This window comes from Lysinibacillus sp. BNK-21 (assembly GCF_048684915.1).
In the GTDB taxonomy this organism is placed as follows: domain Bacteria; phylum Bacillota; class Bacilli; order Bacillales_A; family Planococcaceae; genus Lysinibacillus; species Lysinibacillus capsici.
Window position 1 is genome coordinate 4,234,090 of record NZ_JBLQTS010000001.1, and the last position, 18,784, is coordinate 4,252,873.

18 protein-coding genes and 2 riboswitches are annotated in these 18,784 nt (G+C 36.3%); of the genes, 8 read left to right on the forward strand and 10 right to left on the reverse strand.

Translation table 11 applies throughout. From position 1 onward, the window contains the following. The first annotated feature begins 44 nt into the window (after nucleotides 1-44). The 3 genes from ACMGGO_RS21275 to ACMGGO_RS21285 all read left to right on the forward strand — a co-directional run bounded on the left by ACMGGO_RS21275 (nucleotide 45) and on the right by ACMGGO_RS21285 (nucleotide 2,367). A complete protein-coding gene (locus tag ACMGGO_RS21275; RefSeq protein ID WP_103117325.1) occupies nucleotides 45-1,190 on the forward strand; it encodes a DUF418 domain-containing protein in 1,146 nt (381 codons plus the stop codon). 222 nt (nucleotides 1,191-1,412) lie between these two features. Further along, nucleotides 1,413-1,952: an SLOG family protein gene (locus tag ACMGGO_RS21280; RefSeq protein WP_369700611.1), complete on the forward strand. Its 540-nt coding sequence runs from the start codon at nucleotides 1,413-1,415 to the stop codon at nucleotides 1,950-1,952. 100 nt (nucleotides 1,953-2,052) lie between these two features. After that, complete coding sequence (locus tag ACMGGO_RS21285) at nucleotides 2,053-2,367, forward strand: hypothetical protein (protein WP_112117099.1); 315 nt, start codon at nucleotides 2,053-2,055, stop codon at nucleotides 2,365-2,367. A 47-nt stretch (nucleotides 2,368-2,414) separates the two neighbouring features. On the opposite strand, the gene ACMGGO_RS21290 is transcribed toward ACMGGO_RS21285, so the two are convergent. The 4 genes from ACMGGO_RS21290 to ACMGGO_RS21305 form a co-directional block, all read right to left on the reverse strand. Then, nucleotides 2,415-3,809, reverse strand: coding sequence for an L-cystine transporter (locus tag ACMGGO_RS21290; RefSeq protein ID WP_004227708.1), 1,395 nt, complete (start codon nucleotides 3,807-3,809; stop codon nucleotides 2,415-2,417). 295 nt (nucleotides 3,810-4,104) lie between these two features. Next, nucleotides 4,105-4,548, reverse strand: coding sequence for a hypothetical protein (locus ACMGGO_RS21295; protein WP_036075393.1), 444 nt, complete (start codon nucleotides 4,546-4,548; stop codon nucleotides 4,105-4,107). Nucleotides 4,549-4,636: 88 nt separating this feature from the next. Then, nucleotides 4,637-5,587, reverse strand: a complete 951-nt coding sequence (locus ACMGGO_RS21300) for a GGDEF domain-containing protein (protein WP_420282235.1) — start codon at nucleotides 5,585-5,587, stop codon at nucleotides 4,637-4,639. After that, nucleotides 5,565-6,446 carry an EAL domain-containing protein gene (locus tag ACMGGO_RS21305; RefSeq protein WP_048391903.1) on the reverse strand — a complete coding sequence of 294 codons (882 nt, stop codon included), beginning with the start codon at nucleotides 6,444-6,446 and terminating at the stop codon, nucleotides 5,565-5,567. The genes ACMGGO_RS21300 and ACMGGO_RS21305 overlap by 23 nt, the downstream gene beginning before the upstream one ends. 295 nt (nucleotides 6,447-6,741) lie before the next feature. Between ACMGGO_RS21305 and ACMGGO_RS21310 the strand changes: the two genes are divergently transcribed. The 4 genes from ACMGGO_RS21310 to ACMGGO_RS21325 all read left to right on the forward strand — a co-directional run bounded on the left by ACMGGO_RS21310 (nucleotide 6,742) and on the right by ACMGGO_RS21325 (nucleotide 10,657). Next, nucleotides 6,742-6,927, forward strand: coding sequence for a hypothetical protein (locus tag ACMGGO_RS21310; RefSeq protein ID WP_009373346.1), 186 nt, complete (start codon nucleotides 6,742-6,744; stop codon nucleotides 6,925-6,927). Next, on the forward strand, nucleotides 6,917-8,335 hold the full coding sequence (locus tag ACMGGO_RS21315) for an amidase (protein ID WP_328023642.1): 1,419 nt from the start codon (nucleotides 6,917-6,919) through the stop codon (nucleotides 8,333-8,335). The genes ACMGGO_RS21310 and ACMGGO_RS21315 overlap by 11 nt, the downstream gene beginning before the upstream one ends. A 161-nt stretch (nucleotides 8,336-8,496) precedes the next feature. Then, nucleotides 8,497-9,657 carry a PucR family transcriptional regulator ligand-binding domain-containing protein gene (locus ACMGGO_RS21320; protein ID WP_420282236.1) on the forward strand — a complete coding sequence of 387 codons (1,161 nt, stop codon included), beginning with the start codon at nucleotides 8,497-8,499 and terminating at the stop codon, nucleotides 9,655-9,657. A 103-nt stretch (nucleotides 9,658-9,760) separates the two neighbouring features. Further along, a complete protein-coding gene (locus tag ACMGGO_RS21325; protein ID WP_048391909.1) occupies nucleotides 9,761-10,657 on the forward strand; it encodes a DMT family transporter in 897 nt (298 codons plus the stop codon). Between the two features lie 33 nt (nucleotides 10,658-10,690). On the opposite strand, the gene ACMGGO_RS21330 is transcribed toward ACMGGO_RS21325, so the two are convergent. Then, nucleotides 10,691-11,260, reverse strand: coding sequence for a YitT family protein (locus ACMGGO_RS21330; RefSeq protein ID WP_048391911.1), 570 nt, complete (start codon nucleotides 11,258-11,260; stop codon nucleotides 10,691-10,693). A 181-nt stretch (nucleotides 11,261-11,441) separates the two neighbouring features. Between ACMGGO_RS21330 and ACMGGO_RS21335 the strand changes: the two genes are divergently transcribed. Then, nucleotides 11,442-12,728, forward strand: a complete 1,287-nt coding sequence (locus ACMGGO_RS21335; RefSeq protein WP_342557296.1) for a DUF2252 domain-containing protein — start codon at nucleotides 11,442-11,444, stop codon at nucleotides 12,726-12,728. A 43-nt stretch (nucleotides 12,729-12,771) separates the two neighbouring features. Here ACMGGO_RS21335 and ACMGGO_RS21340 read toward each other — a convergent pair whose 3' ends face one another. The 5 genes from ACMGGO_RS21340 to ACMGGO_RS21360 all read right to left on the reverse strand — a co-directional run bounded on the left by ACMGGO_RS21340 (nucleotide 12,772) and on the right by ACMGGO_RS21360 (nucleotide 18,712). After that, nucleotides 12,772-13,293 carry a DUF2179 domain-containing protein gene (locus ACMGGO_RS21340; protein WP_048391915.1) on the reverse strand — a complete coding sequence of 174 codons (522 nt, stop codon included), beginning with the start codon at nucleotides 13,291-13,293 and terminating at the stop codon, nucleotides 12,772-12,774. Between the two features lie 306 nt (nucleotides 13,294-13,599). Then, nucleotides 13,600-14,898: a nucleobase:cation symporter-2 family protein gene (locus ACMGGO_RS21345; RefSeq protein WP_315059169.1), complete on the reverse strand. Its 1,299-nt coding sequence runs from the start codon at nucleotides 14,896-14,898 to the stop codon at nucleotides 13,600-13,602. Next, nucleotides 14,898-15,482 carry a xanthine phosphoribosyltransferase gene (locus ACMGGO_RS21350; RefSeq protein ID WP_048391917.1) on the reverse strand — a complete coding sequence of 195 codons (585 nt, stop codon included), beginning with the start codon at nucleotides 15,480-15,482 and terminating at the stop codon, nucleotides 14,898-14,900. Before ACMGGO_RS21350 ends, ACMGGO_RS21345 begins: the two co-directional genes overlap by 1 nt. Nucleotides 15,483-15,616: 134 nt before the next feature. Next, a riboswitch (purine riboswitch) is annotated at nucleotides 15,617-15,718 on the reverse strand. Between the two features lie 164 nt (nucleotides 15,719-15,882). Further along, on the reverse strand, nucleotides 15,883-17,706 hold the full coding sequence (locus tag ACMGGO_RS21355; protein ID WP_066038374.1) for an APC family permease: 1,824 nt from the start codon (nucleotides 17,704-17,706) through the stop codon (nucleotides 15,883-15,885). A gap of 118 nt (nucleotides 17,707-17,824) precedes the next feature. Then, nucleotides 17,825-17,974, reverse strand: a riboswitch (cyclic di-AMP (ydaO/yuaA leader). Nucleotides 17,975-18,187: 213 nt separating this feature from the next. After that, a complete protein-coding gene (locus ACMGGO_RS21360) occupies nucleotides 18,188-18,712 on the reverse strand; it encodes a PepSY domain-containing protein (protein WP_054548692.1) in 525 nt (174 codons plus the stop codon). Nucleotides 18,713-18,784: the final 72 nt, after the last annotated feature.

The window sequence follows — 18,784 nt, forward strand, 5'->3', positions numbered from 1 at the left end:
ATTTATTATATGTATAAGATAACCAATTAAGGAGATAAAACGCAATGACAACTAATCGTGTTACTTTCATTGATACAATGCGTGGATTTAGTTTATTTGGCATCTTAATGGCAAATTTGCTAATCTTCCAATTCGGGATGTATGGCAAAGATGAATTAAAAAATCTTTCTACCTTAGATAACGGGGCTTTATATTTTGTAAAAGTTGTGATTGAAGGCTCGTTTATGCCCATCTTCACTATTTTATTCGGCTTCTCACTTATTAAATTAATTGAATCCATCCGCAGAAAAAAGAATAAAAGCCGTTGGTCTATTTTACGTCGTGCAACAGGATTAATTGCCCTTGGCTTATTACATTCTATTTTATTGTGGGAAGGCGATATTCTATTTTCTTATGGCTGTATGATGTTATTTTTAATCCCATTTATTAATCGTAAACCAAAAACTTTATTTATTTGGGCTGGTATCCTATTTGTACTAACTACGGCGTTAACATACGGCTCTATGGAAACGTCTAAAAAAGAACAAAAAGAGATAGACACATACATCGAGCAAGCGGATGATGTTTACGCTAACGGCAGCTACTTAGAAATTTTTGATTTTAGAGCTAATGCCGAAGTACCAGGAATGGATGATTCTTCATTTATTTTCATTATATTAATTTTTGCACCTATGTTCTACGCACCACTATTCCTGTTTGGGATGGCGCTTGCTAAGAAGCAAGCCTTCGTGGAGATGCATAAGGAAATGAAATGGTATAAGCTAGGTGCTCTCCTTGTACCTATAGGACTCGTATGTAAAAGTGTAAGTTTTATAGAAAGTAAAAGTGCATTTTCTTCTATTTTATTAATGGGCGGCTCCCAGTTATTAGCGATTGGCTATGTTTGCCTCGCAGCATACATTTATAACACCCGTCCCGTTCAACTACTGGCTCCTGCATTTGAGAGCGTTGGCAAACTATCACTAACCAATTATTTACTACAAACCATCATTTGTACAACTGTTTTTTATGGCTATGGCCTTGGCTTATATGGCAAATTAGGGGTCTTTGGCGGAATCCTTTTCGGAATTGTTGTTTATAGCCTGCAATGTGTTTTCAGCCTTGCCTATTTAAAGAAATTTAAACGTGGTCCATTTGAAACAATTTTACGAATATGGACAAATTGGTCTTGGACTGGTCAAGTAAAATAAAACCCCTCAAACAAGCAAATTAGAAAGGAATATTTTTTATGAATAGTGACACAAAAGAAGACTTTACAGACTCATGGTGGTTTTTAGGCATTTGTGCAGCTGTAGCAGTAATTTTAACACTATTTGCCTTTTCATAGACAATATCGATTTCATTTGCCTCCTTGCTGTATACTAGTATTACAACTATACAGCTTAGGAGGTATTTTGTTGTTACAGCGTATTATGATTACTGGCTATAAACCACATGAGCTTGGTATCTTTAATGATAAACATCCTGGTATTGTCATCATAAAGAAAGCACTGGAAGCTCATCTACGTACACTGCTTGATGAAGGACTCGAATGGGTTATTATCAGCGGTCAGCAGGGCGTAGAAACTTGGAGTGCTGAAGTTGTTTTAATGTTAAAAAAAGAATTCCCACTTTTAAAATACGCCGTGATCACACCTTTTTTAGAGCAAGAGAAAAATTGGCAAGATCATAAAAAAGAAAAGTATCAAGCATTAATTGCCCAAGCTGATTTTGTCACAAGCGTGACCAAAAAACCCTATGAAGCTCCTTGGCAATTTATTGAGAAGGACAAATTTATTATCCAAAATACAGATGGACTTTTATTAATTTATGATGAAGAAAATGAGGGTTCACCCAAATATATCAAACGGCTTGCAGAAAAATATATGGAGTCCCATGATTATAATCTTTTAACAGTAACTGCCTATGACTTACAATTAATAGCTGAAGAAATTCAACAGCAAAACTGGTAGAAAAATATTGATATAATTTTCTGACAATTATATACTAGAAGTAATAAAAGCTGATTGTTCTTATGGTTTTTACCTATAATTTGAAAGGAGCTGTCATCATTTGAATAAACATATTGAAATGATTCTTGAAGCTTCTCCCGTAAATGTGTCACATGATACGTATCGTAGAGAATGTCGGTATACACGGGGAATTCATATTGAAGAACAAGAATTTCTTGCTATTTTAAATACAATGAGTCATGATTCACGCTTATATTTTGATTTCCATAATCCACGTAAAGAGATTAAAAAGGGAACCTATTTGAATGGACACTCCGGTTTAGCCTACAATATTTATGAGTACTATAAACAAAATTATAATATTGAGATATCCGAATTAATCAACGGTAAAGATTTTTATGTAAAAATCGTATAAAGCTGAAGCCCCGTTAAAGTTAAAACTTTAACGGGGCTTCTTTGACCTTATAGGTCTGCTACTTGAGCACCTAATTCTTTATTATTATACATTTCTGTATCTAATTCTTTAGTAATACGCGCTGTTGTAACACCAGCAGTCATTGAACCACTTACATTTAACGCTGTACGACCCATATCAATTAAAGGCTCAACAGAGATTAATACACCTGCTAGAGCAATTGGTAAATCAAGTGCTGATAATACAAGGATAGCTGCAAATGTTGCACCACCACCAACACCAGCTACACCAAATGAGCTAACTGCTACTACTGCAATAACTGTAATAATGAACACAGGGTCAAGTGGATTAATGCCGACTGTCGGTGCAATCATAATGGCTAACATCGCAGGATATACACCTGCACAACCATTTTGACCGATTGATAATCCGAATGAGCCTGAGAAGTTTGCAATCCCCTCAGATACTCCAAGACGACCTGTTTGCGTTTTAATATTCATCGGTAAAGTACCAGCACTAGAACGTGATGTAAAGGCGAATAATAATGTTTCTGCCGATTTTTTCAAATACGTAAATGGATTTAAACCACTTAATGTAATGATTAATAAGTGTACGATTAGAACAATAAATAGAGCTACATAAGAAGCAATAACAAACTTACCTAAATTATAGATAGCTCCAAAATCAGATGTTGCTACCGTACGAGCCATAATCGCTAGAATTCCATATGGCGTTAAGCGTAATACAATTGTTACAACACCCATAACAAGGGCATAGATGGCATCCAAGCCTTTTTTAATTGTAGCTGCTGTTCCCTCATCCTTACGTGCCACACGTAAATAAGCAAAACCAAGGAATGCTGAGAAAATTACAACCGCAATCGTTGAAGTAGAACGAGCACCCGTTAAATCAAGGAATGGATTTGCTGGGAATAACTCAATAATTTGTGTTGGTAAATCAGGAGCTGCTAAGCCCGTTGTTTTTTCTTCAAGGTATTGACCACGTGCAGTTTCTGCGTCACCTTGTAAAATTTGTGTTGCATCTAAATCAAAGACTGTTGCAGAAAGAATACCTACAGCTGCCGAAACGGCTGTTGTACCGATTAAAATGGCTAAAATAAGTGCTGCCATCTTTCCGAAATTTTTACCAATCTTCATTTTAGTAAATGCAATTAAAATGGAGATAAATACCAATGGCATTGCTACCATTTGGAGCAGTTTCACATACCCAGTACCGATAATATTGTACCAAGATGTTGTTTTGGCTAATACTTCAGAATCGAGACCATAAATAAAATGAAGTCCAAGACCAAGTACAATCCCTAAGCCTAAACCGGCAAAAACACGATTAGAAAACTTAACGTGCTTTTTATTCATAACATATAAAATTCCAACGAACACAAGTAACACTGCTACGTTAAGAATGATTTGTAAATTCGACAATGGAATGCCTCCTAAGATGTTTTATAATAATGTAATCGAATTATATACCCATAATCCCTATAATTCAAGTATGTTTTATTAAGATTAATAAATTCCTATAACAAAATGCTTTCTTGCTAAGGATTATACCCCGAAAAATGGCGTAACAATCATCCTCTGGCAAAGGATTAATCATGGAAAAGTTCATAAAAAATGTTTGTAAATGTATAGCTAGTTTAATCAATGCCACTACATTTGGTGACAAATGAGTAACTGCCCCTATACTGTTAGTTTTTAACAGTGCAGGGGCAGCCTTTTAAGCATTATTTCTAATTACAAATCTTGGTTCGTAGTCACTAATGATGTCAAACACACCGTCATTATAGCAGTAGATATGATGTTCTACGGTAGGAATTTCTTTGCTTCCAATCCACGGGAGTTGATCAAACCATTCTATATAATCTGAATTGCTCATTTTATAAAACCATTCTGCTGAAGAATTTTTAGATTGTTCTTGGGTCATGGCTTCAGTGACCATGTCTACTAAATCAGATCGTGGGATTTCTCCAGTATAGCGAAAAGACCAAACATAATCGTGAATAGGAGACATCTTATCATAGATAATATCAACTTCTGTATTGTTTCGATCTATTAATGTTAAGCAGAGCCCTCGATCTGTATAATTCAATGTGGCATTAACGATTTGGGCTCTTTCTAAGCAAGTGACGGGTTGCCAAATGTGCAGTCTTCTTGAATCCATCTAAACCTCCTGTAACCAAAATATATATCAATTTTATTTAAATTTTCATATATTTTACATATCAGTTCCACAAATCTAACATAGTTTGCTAATGAACAAAATAATTTTGTTGTTTATTAATGAGGTAACAACTACCAGCTATTTTTTTACACTGCTTTTTTACATGTGTTACCGCATTGGATAATTGTTCCACAGATTCAAAATACTGATATTCATTCGTAATAACGGCAATAGATAAAGATGTACATGTTAAAGGCTCCAGTTCTCCAGATCTATTAGCTACCTGAACATATGCTAAATCCTCCAACTCATAAAAACTAAGTATGTTGGCATCAAAGTCATCAATAATTTTTTGACACATCTTTTCTACCTCGTAATAAGGTAGAATGGCTACAAAATCATCTCCACCAATATGTCCTAAAAAATCCTCTACGCCGCAGATATGTCTTTTTAGTATTTCTGTTAAATACCGTAAAATTTTATCGCCTTTATTAAAGCCATATGTGTCATTGTAGGATTTAAAGTGATCTAAATCAAAATAGATTAAACTATATTGCGATAGCTGTAATGCTTCTTCTAATTTTTCATCGATTAATTTATTGCCTGGAAGACTACTTAATGGATTCAGGAAACTTGCAATGGCTACTTGTGTATCAACAAGCTTTAACAATAACTCTCGAATACTAACCATGCCATAATAAAGATTGTTTTTCGTGACAATGACATCATCATATAAATCCTCTGGAGGTCTAGCCATAGCTAATGTACTAACCTCTGTGATTGGTGTATTACGATCAACGATTAAAGGATTTTTCTTTATCATCAGCTGATTTTGACGTTCCATTAATAAATGATAGCCATATCGAGTACCGATTTTTTGATAGAAATGTGTGCGTGTAATATGTCCAATTGGTTTTTCATCACGCACAACAACAACGCTACGCAACGATGGATTACTTGTAAAAAGTACATCTACTTCTTTGTTTTTCACAAATTCATCAATACATGGAACTTTCTCAATGACTTCCCCTATCTTCATGGTCACCCACCCTTATTTTCCCCATATATATTTCCTTTGCAGGCTTTCCTATCGCATATCCCTGTGCATAATGAATGCCAATATGATGGAGATAATCAAGCTCTTCTTGTCTTTCAATCCCTTCAGCGATGATTTTAGTATTGGCTTGTTCAGCATATTTCATTAACAATGTGACGAGCTGCTGTTGTTCACTATTTTGGTCTATGAATTGAATTAATGAACGGTCTAGCTTAATAAATTCCGGCTTTAAATAGATGAGCGTTTTTAAACTATTATAACCTGATCCTACATCATCTACGGCAATGCGATAGCCCTGTGATCGATAATGCGATAATACACGTTCAAACTCCACAAAATCTATTACTGCACTTCGCTCAGTTAGTTCAAAAACCACTTGCTGAGGTTTGATTCCAAGCTCCTTCAATAATTGTAGTGTTTCGCCACTGTGATATTTTTTATCTAATAAAACATTCGGATGTATATTAAGGAACACTAAAAAGTTTTTATTCACCAAGTCTTTGTGTAAACGTTCCTTGAAACGTTTCAAGGAAAGATTTCTACAAAAACATTCAAATAAAAAAACGCAATCTGTTTGTCCTACAAACTCGTAAAACTGGTCCACACTGTTAAATAATGTTGAGGGTAATGGTCGATTTAAGGCTTCAAATCCTATTGTTTGCTGTGACTGTAAATCTACAATAGGTTGAAAGTATGTATGTAAATCGTTATGTTGAATAATTTGTTTCAATGCCTTTAAACGTTTCATATATAACGAACTACTTTGATGCTGACCATATAAATATTTAAAAAAAGAAAATATATTACTTGTTTTTATACTTTGTCCCACTACAGACTCCATCCCTGCACCTCTTCAATTGGTTATTATGGTTCATTGTACGCTTTGATTGTAAACAGACTGTGAATCGAATGTAAAAAGAGCAAGTTCCAGCAATAGGTTTTAACAAAACTCTTTTCTAGTTAATATTTCACAATATTAAAACTATTACAAATAATTTATTTGATATAAAATGATATTAGTGTATGATTGTAATAATAGGTTTATATTACCTATTATATTTTTTTGTGTTTTTACTGTATTGGTCTTAATAGGGATACCTATTTAGATAAAAATTATTCAAGGGAGGATCCTGTTAATGAGCTTGTCTATTCAACAATTATTGGAGAACAAAGGAATTACACCGAAACCTGAACACCTTGAACTATTAAAAACGCGCTGGGAAGGTATGCAGTCACTTCGCAGCAATTTAGAAGGTATTGCGATCGATGATGCAGACATCGCCGTACGTAGTATTCCTGGAGGTGATCACATTGACAACTGATTTACATTTAAAATCTGTTGAAGAGTTGGCACCTTTACTTGCATCAAAGTCGCTATCTCCCGTGGAATTAACGAAAGCTATTTTAGATTTTGCTGAGGAAAGTCAGCCTAAAATTAATTCCTATATGGCTTTTTATCGGGAAGAAGCCTTAGCAAGGGCAAAAGAAGTTGAACAGGAGATTCTCCAAGGTCATTATAAGGGTATGTATCATGGGATACCTATGGCCTTAAAGGACAACTTGTATTTTAAAGATAAAATAACAACGATGTCCTCAAAAATTCATAAGGACTTCGTTTCTGATTATGATGCGACAGTGGTTGAAAAGCTACGTGATGCTGGTGTTATTTTCACTGGGAAATTAAGTATGCATGAATATGCATGGGGAATTACCAATAACAACCCTCATTACGGCCCTGTTCGTAACCCATGGGACTTAGATAAAATTCCTGGTGGTTCAAGTGGAGGCTCTGGTGCGGCTGTTGCAGCTGGAGCAAGTGTTGCTTCACTAGGGACAGATACAGCAGGCTCTATTCGAATTCCATCTTCTGCTTGCGGCATTGTAGGTTTAAAACCTACACACGGTCGTGTAAGTAAATACGGCTGCTACCCGCTAGCATGGAGCTTAGACCATATTGGTCCGATGACAAAGACAGTTAAAGATGCAGCGGGCTTGCTCGAAGTCATTGCTGGTTTTGATCATCGAGACCCTACTTGCGTGAATGTTCCAGTAGACAACTATGAGAAGCAGCTTACTGGCAATATCAAAGATCTAGTGATTGGTATCAATGAAGAATATTTCTTTAATAATGTTGATGCTGATGTAGAGAAGGCTGTTAGAGCAAGTATTCAAAGCTTAGTGGATTCAGGCGCTAAAGTAGAAGTGGTGCGTATTCCTTCCCTACAATATGCAGAATGGGCAGAGCTTGTGACGTCTCTTTCAGAGGCAGCAGCTATACACCATTCAGATTTACAAAAGAGACCACAAGATTTTGGTGACGATATTCGTCTGCTATTTGAGCTTGGTGAATTGCCTTCTGCAGTCGATTACTTGCAGGCTCAGCAGGTACGTCGTCAAATCAAGCAGGAGTTTACAGAGATTTTTAATAAGGTAGATGTGCTCATTTCCCCTACCCTACCTGTTGTAGCTAGTACAATTGGGGATGATTTTGCAGAGTTAAACGGACAAAAAGTAGATTTAATTGATAATATTATCCGCTTTACAGGCCCTAGTAACTTAACAGGCTTACCTGCCCTCTCGGTTCCTTGTGGCTTTAAAGGAAACTTACCAATAGGTCTACAAATTATTGGCCCAGCCTTTAAAGAAGGACGCATTTTAAATGTAGGCTATGCTGTTGAGCAAGCAAATCCACAGAGAAATAGAAAACCAAATATTTTTGCTAATATCTAAACGATAAGCACTAGAAATCTGCTCACTTCACGGTATACCACTGAATGAGCAGATTTTTTTGTGGGGGAAACCTGCTAGCATTCATAGTAATGGTTTTTTATGAACAAGTAATTTTATAATAGAAGCTAGAAGCTTACTACAGGAAAGGCAATGATCCATTCATGAATGTAGAGAAATTTTTACAACTACCTATTACCAAAGACTTCACTGTTATAGCGGGTCACAACGGCTTAAATAAAGCTGTTCAAAATGTAGAAATATTAGACTTTGAATTTTCACCTGACATCCACCATGTCAGAGATACTATCTTTACACCCAACAGTGTTGTGTTAAGTAGTTTATTATTTGCTAAGCAAAAGCCTGAGTATTTATTCAATGCTGTTAAAAATCTAATTGAGCTTGGGGCTAGTGCTTTAGCTTATAAGCCTGTTATTTTTAAGGAATTACCTGAAGAAGTTTTGTCGTATGCAGAGCAGCATAATTTCCCTATATTGCGCTTTGGTGGAGATGAGTTTTTTGAAAAAATCATTTTAGAAACGATGGCTTATGCTAAGACACAGGATTATTCCTATTTTATAGAAACTATTTTACGAAGGTTAGTGGAGGAAGATGTAACACAGGAGCAAATCAAATCCATTTTACAACAGCTCAATAAGCCCTTTGAAAAATATGTATTTATAGCAAATTTACGAGCTGGTGACACAATCCATCCGAACTGGATGCAGCCCTTTTACTCGTTGGAGCCACTATTAAAATCGGGTATGATTTGTTCTTATAAAAAAAGTCTTTTTATCATCATGACACATCCATCTCAGCAATTCCAATTTGAAAGGGTTTTACATGAATGGCTAGCATTATATACCATACCCACTGATACAATCACTTTCGGCTATAGCAGTTGTAATGATACCCAGACTGGATTCCCAATGGCATTACGCGAAGCTTTTTTTGCCAATATTTTCGCTGAAATCGATATGCTCCCTAGCTGTCATTATAAGAATCTCGCGTCTGATTGTTTATTAATCGAGTTATACCGTAAAGATGCAACATTCGCTATGGACTATGTTACCTCCTTTTTAGCCCCTTTACTTGATGATAAGGCTGATCCAGACTTAATGGAGACCGCCATAACTTATATCATTAAAAAAGGAAATATTAAGGAAGTTGCTGTAGCACAATTCTGTCATCCAAATACAATTCGCTATCGTATGGCTAAAATACGTCAGCTAGTAGCACCCATAGATAATGATTATGTTTTTTATGAACGCCTAGCTGCAGCCGTTAAATTGTACTTATTACATAGCAAAATGAACAGTGACTAATCGCTTTGGAATAAGTACAAAAAAACGCCTGAATATTTAGAAATAAAATCAAATTCTTTTCTTCTCTCTTATGCTATTCTATTGAAGTTAGGAGGAAGAACACATGAAAACTTACATAGCTGATGGCATGTTATTAGTTACTGCAATCGTGTGGGGTAGTGGATTTGTTGTAACGGCCATTGCTCTAGAATATTTAACAGCATATCAAGTAATGGCTGGCAGATTTTTATTAGCTTCAATCATATTAACCGTTTTATTTGGCGCCCGCTTAAAAAAGGCTTCGAGATCAGTAATTTGGAAGGGAGCTTTATTAGGTACGATTTTGTATATAGCGTTTGCCCTTCAAACAGTCGGACTGCAATATACAACACCATCTAAAAATGCCTTTTTAACCGCAGTTAATGTCATTATTGTTCCTTTAATAGCATATGCCGTTTATAAACGGCGTATTGATGGCTACGAAATCATTGGTTCGATAATGGCAATTGTGGGCATTGGCTTTTTATCATTACAAGGCTCATTGACAATGAATATAGGTGATGCCCTATCATTAGCTTGTGCTGTTGCTTTTGCCTTTGATATCTTTTGTACAAACCTTTTTGTTCAAAAAGAAGATGCCATTGCTCTAACTATTATTCAGTTTCTCACAGCATCCTTTATAGGTGTTATCGTTGTCATTAGTCAAGGTGAAATTCCTACGTCGCTTGAAAAAGAGGCAATTTACTCGCTTGTTTATTTAGGGATTTTTTCTACGACAATAGCTTATCTTTTCCAGAATGTGGCCAATCAATATACAACTGCCACAAAGGCTGCGATTATACTATCAACGGAATCTTTTTTCGGCATGGTTTTATCCGTTATCTTTTTGCATGAAATGCTAACAAGCCGTATGGTCGTTGGTGCCGTCCTTATTTTACTAGCTATACTAATTGCCGAAGTGAAACCCGCACATCCAAAAAAGAAGCTAATGAAAGCACTCGATAATCAGACCCCCAAATAGTTTCAGTTTATACTGGAACTTTTTTTATGTTTATTAAACTCGACTAGTAATAATGCTTGTCGTAATCCCCACAACTAGCACTGTAATTATAGATAATAGCAAGGTCGAGGTGGATAGGAGGAAGCCGCCTATAACAATCACGATGGAATCAATAAAAAATATTAATATCCCAACATTGATACCCGTTTTATCACAGATAAATTGTGCTATCAAGTCAGTCCCCCCTGTGCTTGTCTGAAATCGCAGCATTAGACCAATACCAAAGCCTACAAGTATTCCTCCAAGAATGGCACTATAGAGCGCATCAATTTGCACAAGATTGCGGACAGGCTTTAAAAAATCGATAATGAAGGAAGACGTTAGTAAGCCATGTATACTATTGTAAAAATAGGTTTTATATTTAAACCACGCAATAATAAAAATTGGAATACTAATGATAATAATCATTAAACCAATTTGGAGCTTATATAAATAATGTAAAATTAGCGCTAACCCTACTACTCCCCCATCTAAAATTTCATAGGGCGTTAAAAATAAGTTTATTCCTAACGACAATGAAATACTTCCTATTATAATGACTAGACTTTTTGTAAAGAAATACATACAACCCCCCTCCGTGTCTATGCATGTCTTATAGTATGAAAATAGGTTATTGAACATGTTATGAAATAACCTTAGATGATTAGCCATTTTTATCGAGTGCATTTGCTAAATTTCTTCGAAACTTATTCAATTTATTTCCGTATATACAGATAAATTTTAAATTAACAAAGGGGATTATGATATGGAGCATGCTTTATTGGAACAAGTTAAACATACTAGAACTTTTTTAAGACAAGAACAATTGGAAACAATCTTTGAAGAGTTTGATGGTCAACGAATGCGCTTAACAGAGGTACAGCGCTTGGAGAAATACCGTAAAATGCTTGAAAGTCCTTTTCGCTTTTTCCGTGGAAGTGCCTATCTCTTTTATTTTGATATGACAAAATCCGCTTCAATCTTCCATACTCCTGATAGAAAACCGACTTGGATTCAAGGTGACATGCATATGGATAACTTCGGTGCTTTTCAAAATGAAGCTGGCTCCATTGTTTTTGATGTCAATGATTTCGATGAGGGCTATGTCGGTTCATATTTATACGATATTATTCGTATGAGTATTAGTATTGCACTTTATTTAGAAGAACAAGGCTTACATAAGACAACCCAAGAAACGGCTATTCAACATTTTCTTAATAGTTATATCAATCAACTAAAACGATTTGAGCGTAAACAGGATGATCCTCTAACACTCATTTTCACAAAGAACAATACCAAGGGACCCGCAAAGAGGTTATTGAAAAAGCTTGAGAAACGCCAACGATCCCATTTTTTACAGGATATTACGTATCTCAATGAAGACGGCGAGCGCGCTTTCTTATGGAATGAAGAAATTCAACCAGTCACTGCTGAGGAATACAGTGCCATTTCAAACGCACTTTCTACATATAAAATTAGGGACATAGCTTATAAGTATGGATCTGGTACAGCTTCAATCGGTTTAAAACGTTACTATATTTTAGTGGAAGATGAAAAGGGTGCATCAGGGGTTGAAAATTTAGTGTTAGAAATGAAAGAAGTACGCACAGCCATTCCTGCCTACTTTCTTCCCTATCAGGATCTATTTTGGGCTCATTATGAGCACCAAGGAGCACGAGTAGTTGGAACTCAAAAAGCCATGCACCACTTAGAGGATCCACATTTAGCCTTTATTACAATGAATGGTCAGGAATTTTATATTCGAGAACGTTCTCCTTATAAAAAGAAGATTAAGCCTAAAAACTATAAGGATGTAGAGGATTACTTTACAACAACATCACTTATGGGGAAAATTGCCGCTAAAATACATGCACGAGCTGACATCGATTATTCTCATGTTTTTACCTATCACAGCGAGGAGGAGATTTTAAAAGCAATCGGTAAAGAACGGAATGTATTTATAGAACATACAATTTTACAAGCAATGAGTTACAAAGAAACCGTCTATACAGATTATGACTTATTCAAAAACTGGGTTGAAACAAAAATGTAAAAAGGGACCTTCGCTTTTAGCGAAGGTCCTCTCATATTGAATATTATTTTTGCTTGGCCTTCATACGAGCAAGTAAAAAGCCGCCCTTAAATGATTTAGGCTCATACGAGATAATAAACGCATTCGGCTCAAATTGCTCTACTATTTGAAAGAGCTCTCCTTCACGATTCCTCTTCGTTAAGATCTCATATTTATAGCGGTTACTATCTCGCCCTTCTCCTATATAAATCGTGACTGCAAACCCTTCGTGGCGAAGAAATTTCACAAGCTCTTCATTCTTATTTTGCGTATTAATGGTTGTATAAACATAGCCTATCGCTAGCTTTCGTTCTATTTTTGCTCCTAAAAATATACCTAATCCAAACCCAACTGCATAGACAACCATAGATAACATACTTTGCTTCCCACTGAAAACGAGTGAAAGGCCAAATACATACACCAACATCTCCAGCATACCAAATATCGCTGCAAGGAATGTGATATTCTTTACCAAAAATATTGTTCGTAATGTTAAAAAAGGTACATATACTAATTGTAGGATTAAAATTAAAACAATACTTTGCATTTGTGCTAGACCTTTCTGAGAGTAGTTTTATATAAGTATATGTTGAAAGAGAGAGTTACATGCGATTTCAACAACTCTATTTTAAATTCCCTTTTAGTCTAATTTTAAACATTCCTTATGACAGTCTAAAGTTATTTTAACGGAACAAATTTTAACTAAAATCATAATCTATAGTTTAAAACATACAATCCATAACAACAAAAAAGTGACACCTCCTCAAATCTAAATCAATAGATAAAAGTAGGTGACACTTTCTTTTCATCAAAATATGTAAAATATTTAGATGAATATTATTTAATTATCATTTTATACTTCCCCGTGCATCGGGTCTTTTTTATGCTTAGGCCCAATCATGTTGAATAAAATATTTAGGATAATTGCTGTGACTGAACCACAAACAATACCATTTGACGTTAAGATTGAAACGCTTGTTGGCAGTGCATCAAAAATGCCAGGAACAACGGATACACCGACACCTAAACTTACTGCAATCGCTGCAATCATTGCGTTTTCCGCTGATTCATTCATAACAGGTACAAGCATTCCCATACCTTGTGTAATCACCATACCGAACATCGCAAGCATTGCCGCACCTAGTACAGACGTTGGAATAATCGTTGTTAATGCTGCGATTTTTGGTAGGAAGCCAAGTGCTACTAGTAAACCACCTGTGATGTAAATGACTTTACGGTCTTTTACGCCAGACATACGCGTTAATCCCACGTTTTGTGAGAATGTTGTGTATGGGAAGGCATTGAAAATACCACCGATTACTGAAGCTAGACCTTCTGAACGGTAGCCACGAGCCAAATCTTTTGAATCTATTTTTTTATTACAAATATCACTTAGCGCAAAATAGACACCAGATGATTCTACTAAAGATACCATTGCTACAAGTGTCATGGTAATAATCGCCGTTACATCAAATGTTGGCATGCCAAAGTAGAAAGGTTGTACCATGTGAAATACATTAGCATCTGCAACTGGGGTGAAATCCACCTTGTCCATGAAGGCACCTAAAACAGTACCTACTACTAATCCTATTAAAATAGAAATGGCACGAACAAAGCCCGTAGAAAAGCGATAAACGACTAAAATGACAACCAATGTAATAAAGGCTAAGGCTACATTAGAAGCAGAGGCAAAATCCTCAGCACCTTGTCCACCTGCCATATTGTTTAATGCTACTGGTAATAAGGAAATACCGATAATTGAAACAACTGACCCTGTTACGACTGGTGGGAAGAATTTCACAAGCTTGCCGAAGAAGCCCGCAATTATCATTACAATTACACCAGAGGCAATAATAGAACCATAAATGTCCGTAATACCCTGCTCTGGGTTTGTACCAATCGCAATAATTGGACTTACCGCTGTGAATGTACAGCCAAGTACTACAGGTAAGCCAATACCAATGAATTTACCTGAATAAACCTGTAAAAGTGTAGCGATCCCGCACATCATAATATCAATTGCTACTAAATATGTCATTTGTGTTGAATCGAAGCCAATTGCCCCACCGATAATCAGTGGCACTAAGATGGCTCCAGCATACATTGCAAGTAAATGTTGAATCGCTAGCGCAGTCGATTTAAAGGTATTCATTACGCGCGAGCCTCCGTAGCAAATGTTACTTTGCCATCTTCAAGAGAATCTACAATTGCTAATGACTCAACGCGAACACCTTGCTCACGCAATAGTTTTCCGCCATCTTGGAAGCCCTTTTCAATAACAATTCCAACTCCTACAACATTCGCACCCGCTTGTGCAGCAATATCAAGTAAGCCTTTGACAGCCTCACCATTAGCTAAGAAATCATCTACGATTAAAATATTGTCATCTTCGCTTAAGAAATTACGTGAGACAGAGATCTCATTTGTTTCATTTTTTGTGAATGAATGTACCTTTGAAGAATAAAGGTTATCTGAAAGAGTTAATGATTTACGTTTACGAGCAAACACGACAGGCGCGCCAATTTCTAAGCCTAACATCACGGATGGGGCAATACCTGAAGATTCTATTGTTAAAATCTTTGTAATCACTTGATCAGAGAAACGATTTGCAAATTCATGACCAATTTCCTTCATTAGCATCGGATCAATTTGATGGTTTAAAAATGAATCAACCTTTAATACGGATGAAGATAATACTTTACCCTCTTGCATAATTTTGTCTTGTAATAACTTCATTTCTTTCATATCCTTCTTTCGTAAAAAATTATAAAAAAACGCTGAATACTTTGATTCCATTCTGCTACGAGTGGAGCAAAGCATTCAGCGCAAAAACGTCGAAATGAATAGAAAACATCATTAAATTGAAGTTCTCTAAAAGCATTGCTACCCATAGTCGATTCATTTACGGTAAATCGGTAGAAACTTGCGAGCCCTATTCTCGCTATTATATGAGTGGATTTGTATGAAACTATCAGAATAACCAATTTATCACTTTATTCGGTAAGGGCTACTATCTCTCACCAAAAAAAGTTTGATTTTTCGGAATTTAATGGTATTCTGGAACTTTTTAATTGTAAACGTTCGTGTTTTCAATCAACGTACTGATTATAACAGACTATTTTCTAGCTTGCTAGCATTATTTTGATAAATGGAACGGTACTGTCATAATGACGACATTTCTGTGAAATAACAGTGATGTACGAATGAGAAGACTCGATTGGTTGTGTAGCATATGATGCCACCCTTTTTTCGGTAAGAATTGAGGGATAACAACTGTAACTTTATGACCTGTCTTCGTACATTGATGTTCTACTTTATCAATAAATTTAATTAATGGCTGTGTAATGCTGCGATATGGTGAATAGTAGGTAACTAATCGTACATCAGGTTGCCAGGCGTTCCACTTCTCTTCAAAAGCTTTTGCATCTGCTTGATCGAAAGCTACGTAAAAGGCTATCACTTTATCAACCTTAAGTGATTTGGCATAATGTAGGGAGTTTTCAACCACCTTTGTTATACCAGCTACTGGCACAATGAAAACATTCCCCTCAATAGTAGCCAGTTCTTCATGATTTAATCTTAACTGTTCTCCAACAGCTTGATAATGTTGCTTAATGCGATGGAATACAAAAATAATAATTGGTAAAAAGATAAACACTGGCCATACTTGAGGCATTTTTGTCACAAAAAACATCATTGCCACGATGAAAGAGATAGCAGCCCCAATTGTATTGATCGTAAATTTTGCTACCCAGCCTTTAGGTTTTTCGCGCCACCATTTTCTCATCATTCCCGTTTGCGCTAATGTAAAGGGAATAAATACGCCTACTGCATAGAGCGGAATTAAATGCTCTGTGGCCCCGTCAAAAAGTATAATTAAAAAATTGGCTGCAATACCTAGCATTAAAATACCATTTGAATAGCCAAGACGGTCCCCACGAATTTGGAAGATTCGTGGAATAAAACCATCCTTCGATAAATTCACAGCAAGCAAGGGAAATGCTGAATATCCTGTGTTTGCGGCAAGTACTAAAATCATTGCCGTTGTCCCCTGTACAATATAATAAAGAAAATTCCGACCAACACTAGCTTCTGCTAGTTGGGAAACGACTGTTGCTTCTGCTGTTGGTGCAACGCCATAAAAATAAGCTAGACTAACAATCCCGATGAATAAAACGGCTAAAATGGCGCCCATTGCTAAAAGCGTTTTAGCAGCATTATTCGGGGCAGGATTTCTAAAATTAGGTATAGCGTTAGAAATAGCCTCTACTCCTGTTAACGCTGAGCTTCCTGAAGCAAATGCCTTTAATAAAATAAATAGGCTAATCCCTGCCACTGGTGTGCCAATCTTTGGATGTAGCTCTGCAGGCACCTGTCCAGTTGCCACATTATAGAGCCCAATCCCGATTAGCAACAGCATAACGCCTACAAATATATAAACTGGGTACGCCAAGATAGAAGCTGACTCTGTTACACCTCGCAAGTTTAAAATCGTTAAGAAAATCACAAATATAATAGCAATGGGTACATTATAAGCATGAAGACTTGGAAATGCAGATGTAATGGCATCTGTCCCGGCCGACACACTTACTGCTACCGTTAAAATATAATCAACAAGCAAAGAACCCCCTGCAACAAGACCTGCATTCACGCCTAAATTTTCTCGTGATACGACATAGGCGCCTCCCCCATGTGGATAGGCGAAGATAACTTGACGATAGGATAAAATCAGTGCCACGAGTAGAATAACCACTCCAGCGGCAATAGGTAAAGAATACCAAAACGCCATTGTACCTACCGTCATTAGGACAATTAAAATTTGTTCTGGTCCATAGGCTACTGATGACAATGCATCTGACGATAATATGGCCAGTGCCTTTGTTTTACTGAGCTTTTGTTCCCCTAACGCATCGGATCTTAATGGTTTGCCGATTACATAACGTTTGAATGAGGATTTCATTGATAAACACCTTCTAGTTTCATAGAATGTGTTTCGCCTTTCTAAATTACATCAAAAAACGCCTACAAGTCATCACTAAATAAGACCTGTAGACGCTCATCCGTCTGCCAAGCTCCACTTTTCTGCTCTTAACGCTTACGAGGTTAGCTGTCGGATTCGGGCCTGAGTAGCCCTACTCCTCCACAAGGAAGAGATTCACCCCAAGAATGGCTATGCCATCCATCAAAATTGGTTCCCCCGCGTTTAGTTGCTTCAGCGATTTAGAAATTTGAAACTTTTATAATGATGTCATATTACGCCTGCTAATTGAAAAAGTAAAGAAGAAAATTTTTCTCTTTTTTGAGTAAAAGCATAGGCTTTTTTTGAACATATAAATAATCGCTTCTTAAAGAAAATTTCCTGAATACCTAGTCAATACCCACAATATAAACAATAAAAACTGCCTTAAAGGTATATTCTACCTTCAAGACAGCTCATTATATTAGTCATCAAAGCCTTGTTCAAAGTCGATAATGTTCCCAGAGACTGCATCCACATCTACTTCGTATTCATATTGACCGTCTTTCAGTTCAATTTCATATACACCATCATCAAGCTTAATTTTTGTCACTTTACCCTTTGCTTTTGTTTGGGCTGTCTTGATAGCCTGCTCTTTTGTAATTATTTTTGTTGTAGCAGTCGTAGCAGGAATATGATCATCCCAATCATCGTCATCTAGACGTTCCTTTTTCTGCTTGAGCAATTTTCCACTATAAGCATCAAATTTTAAATCATATTCTTCTGTATCTGTATACACCTCTACTTCATAAATAGAGCTAAACTGATTTTGGTCAAACTCGATATTGGCAACTGTACCATCCACTACCGCTAGAGCTTTCTTCTCAATTTCCTGCATGGATAAGACCTTTTTTTCTTGGGCATTTCCTGATAATAAAGTCGTCGAGCCAATCGCTGCACCCACTCCCAGTGTAATTACTAGTGCTGGAATCATGATCATTTTTTTCATGTTCATCTCTCCTTTGTTTTATCTAAACTTAGCTTACCAAGTGAAGATGATAGAACTATAAGAGAAACATTA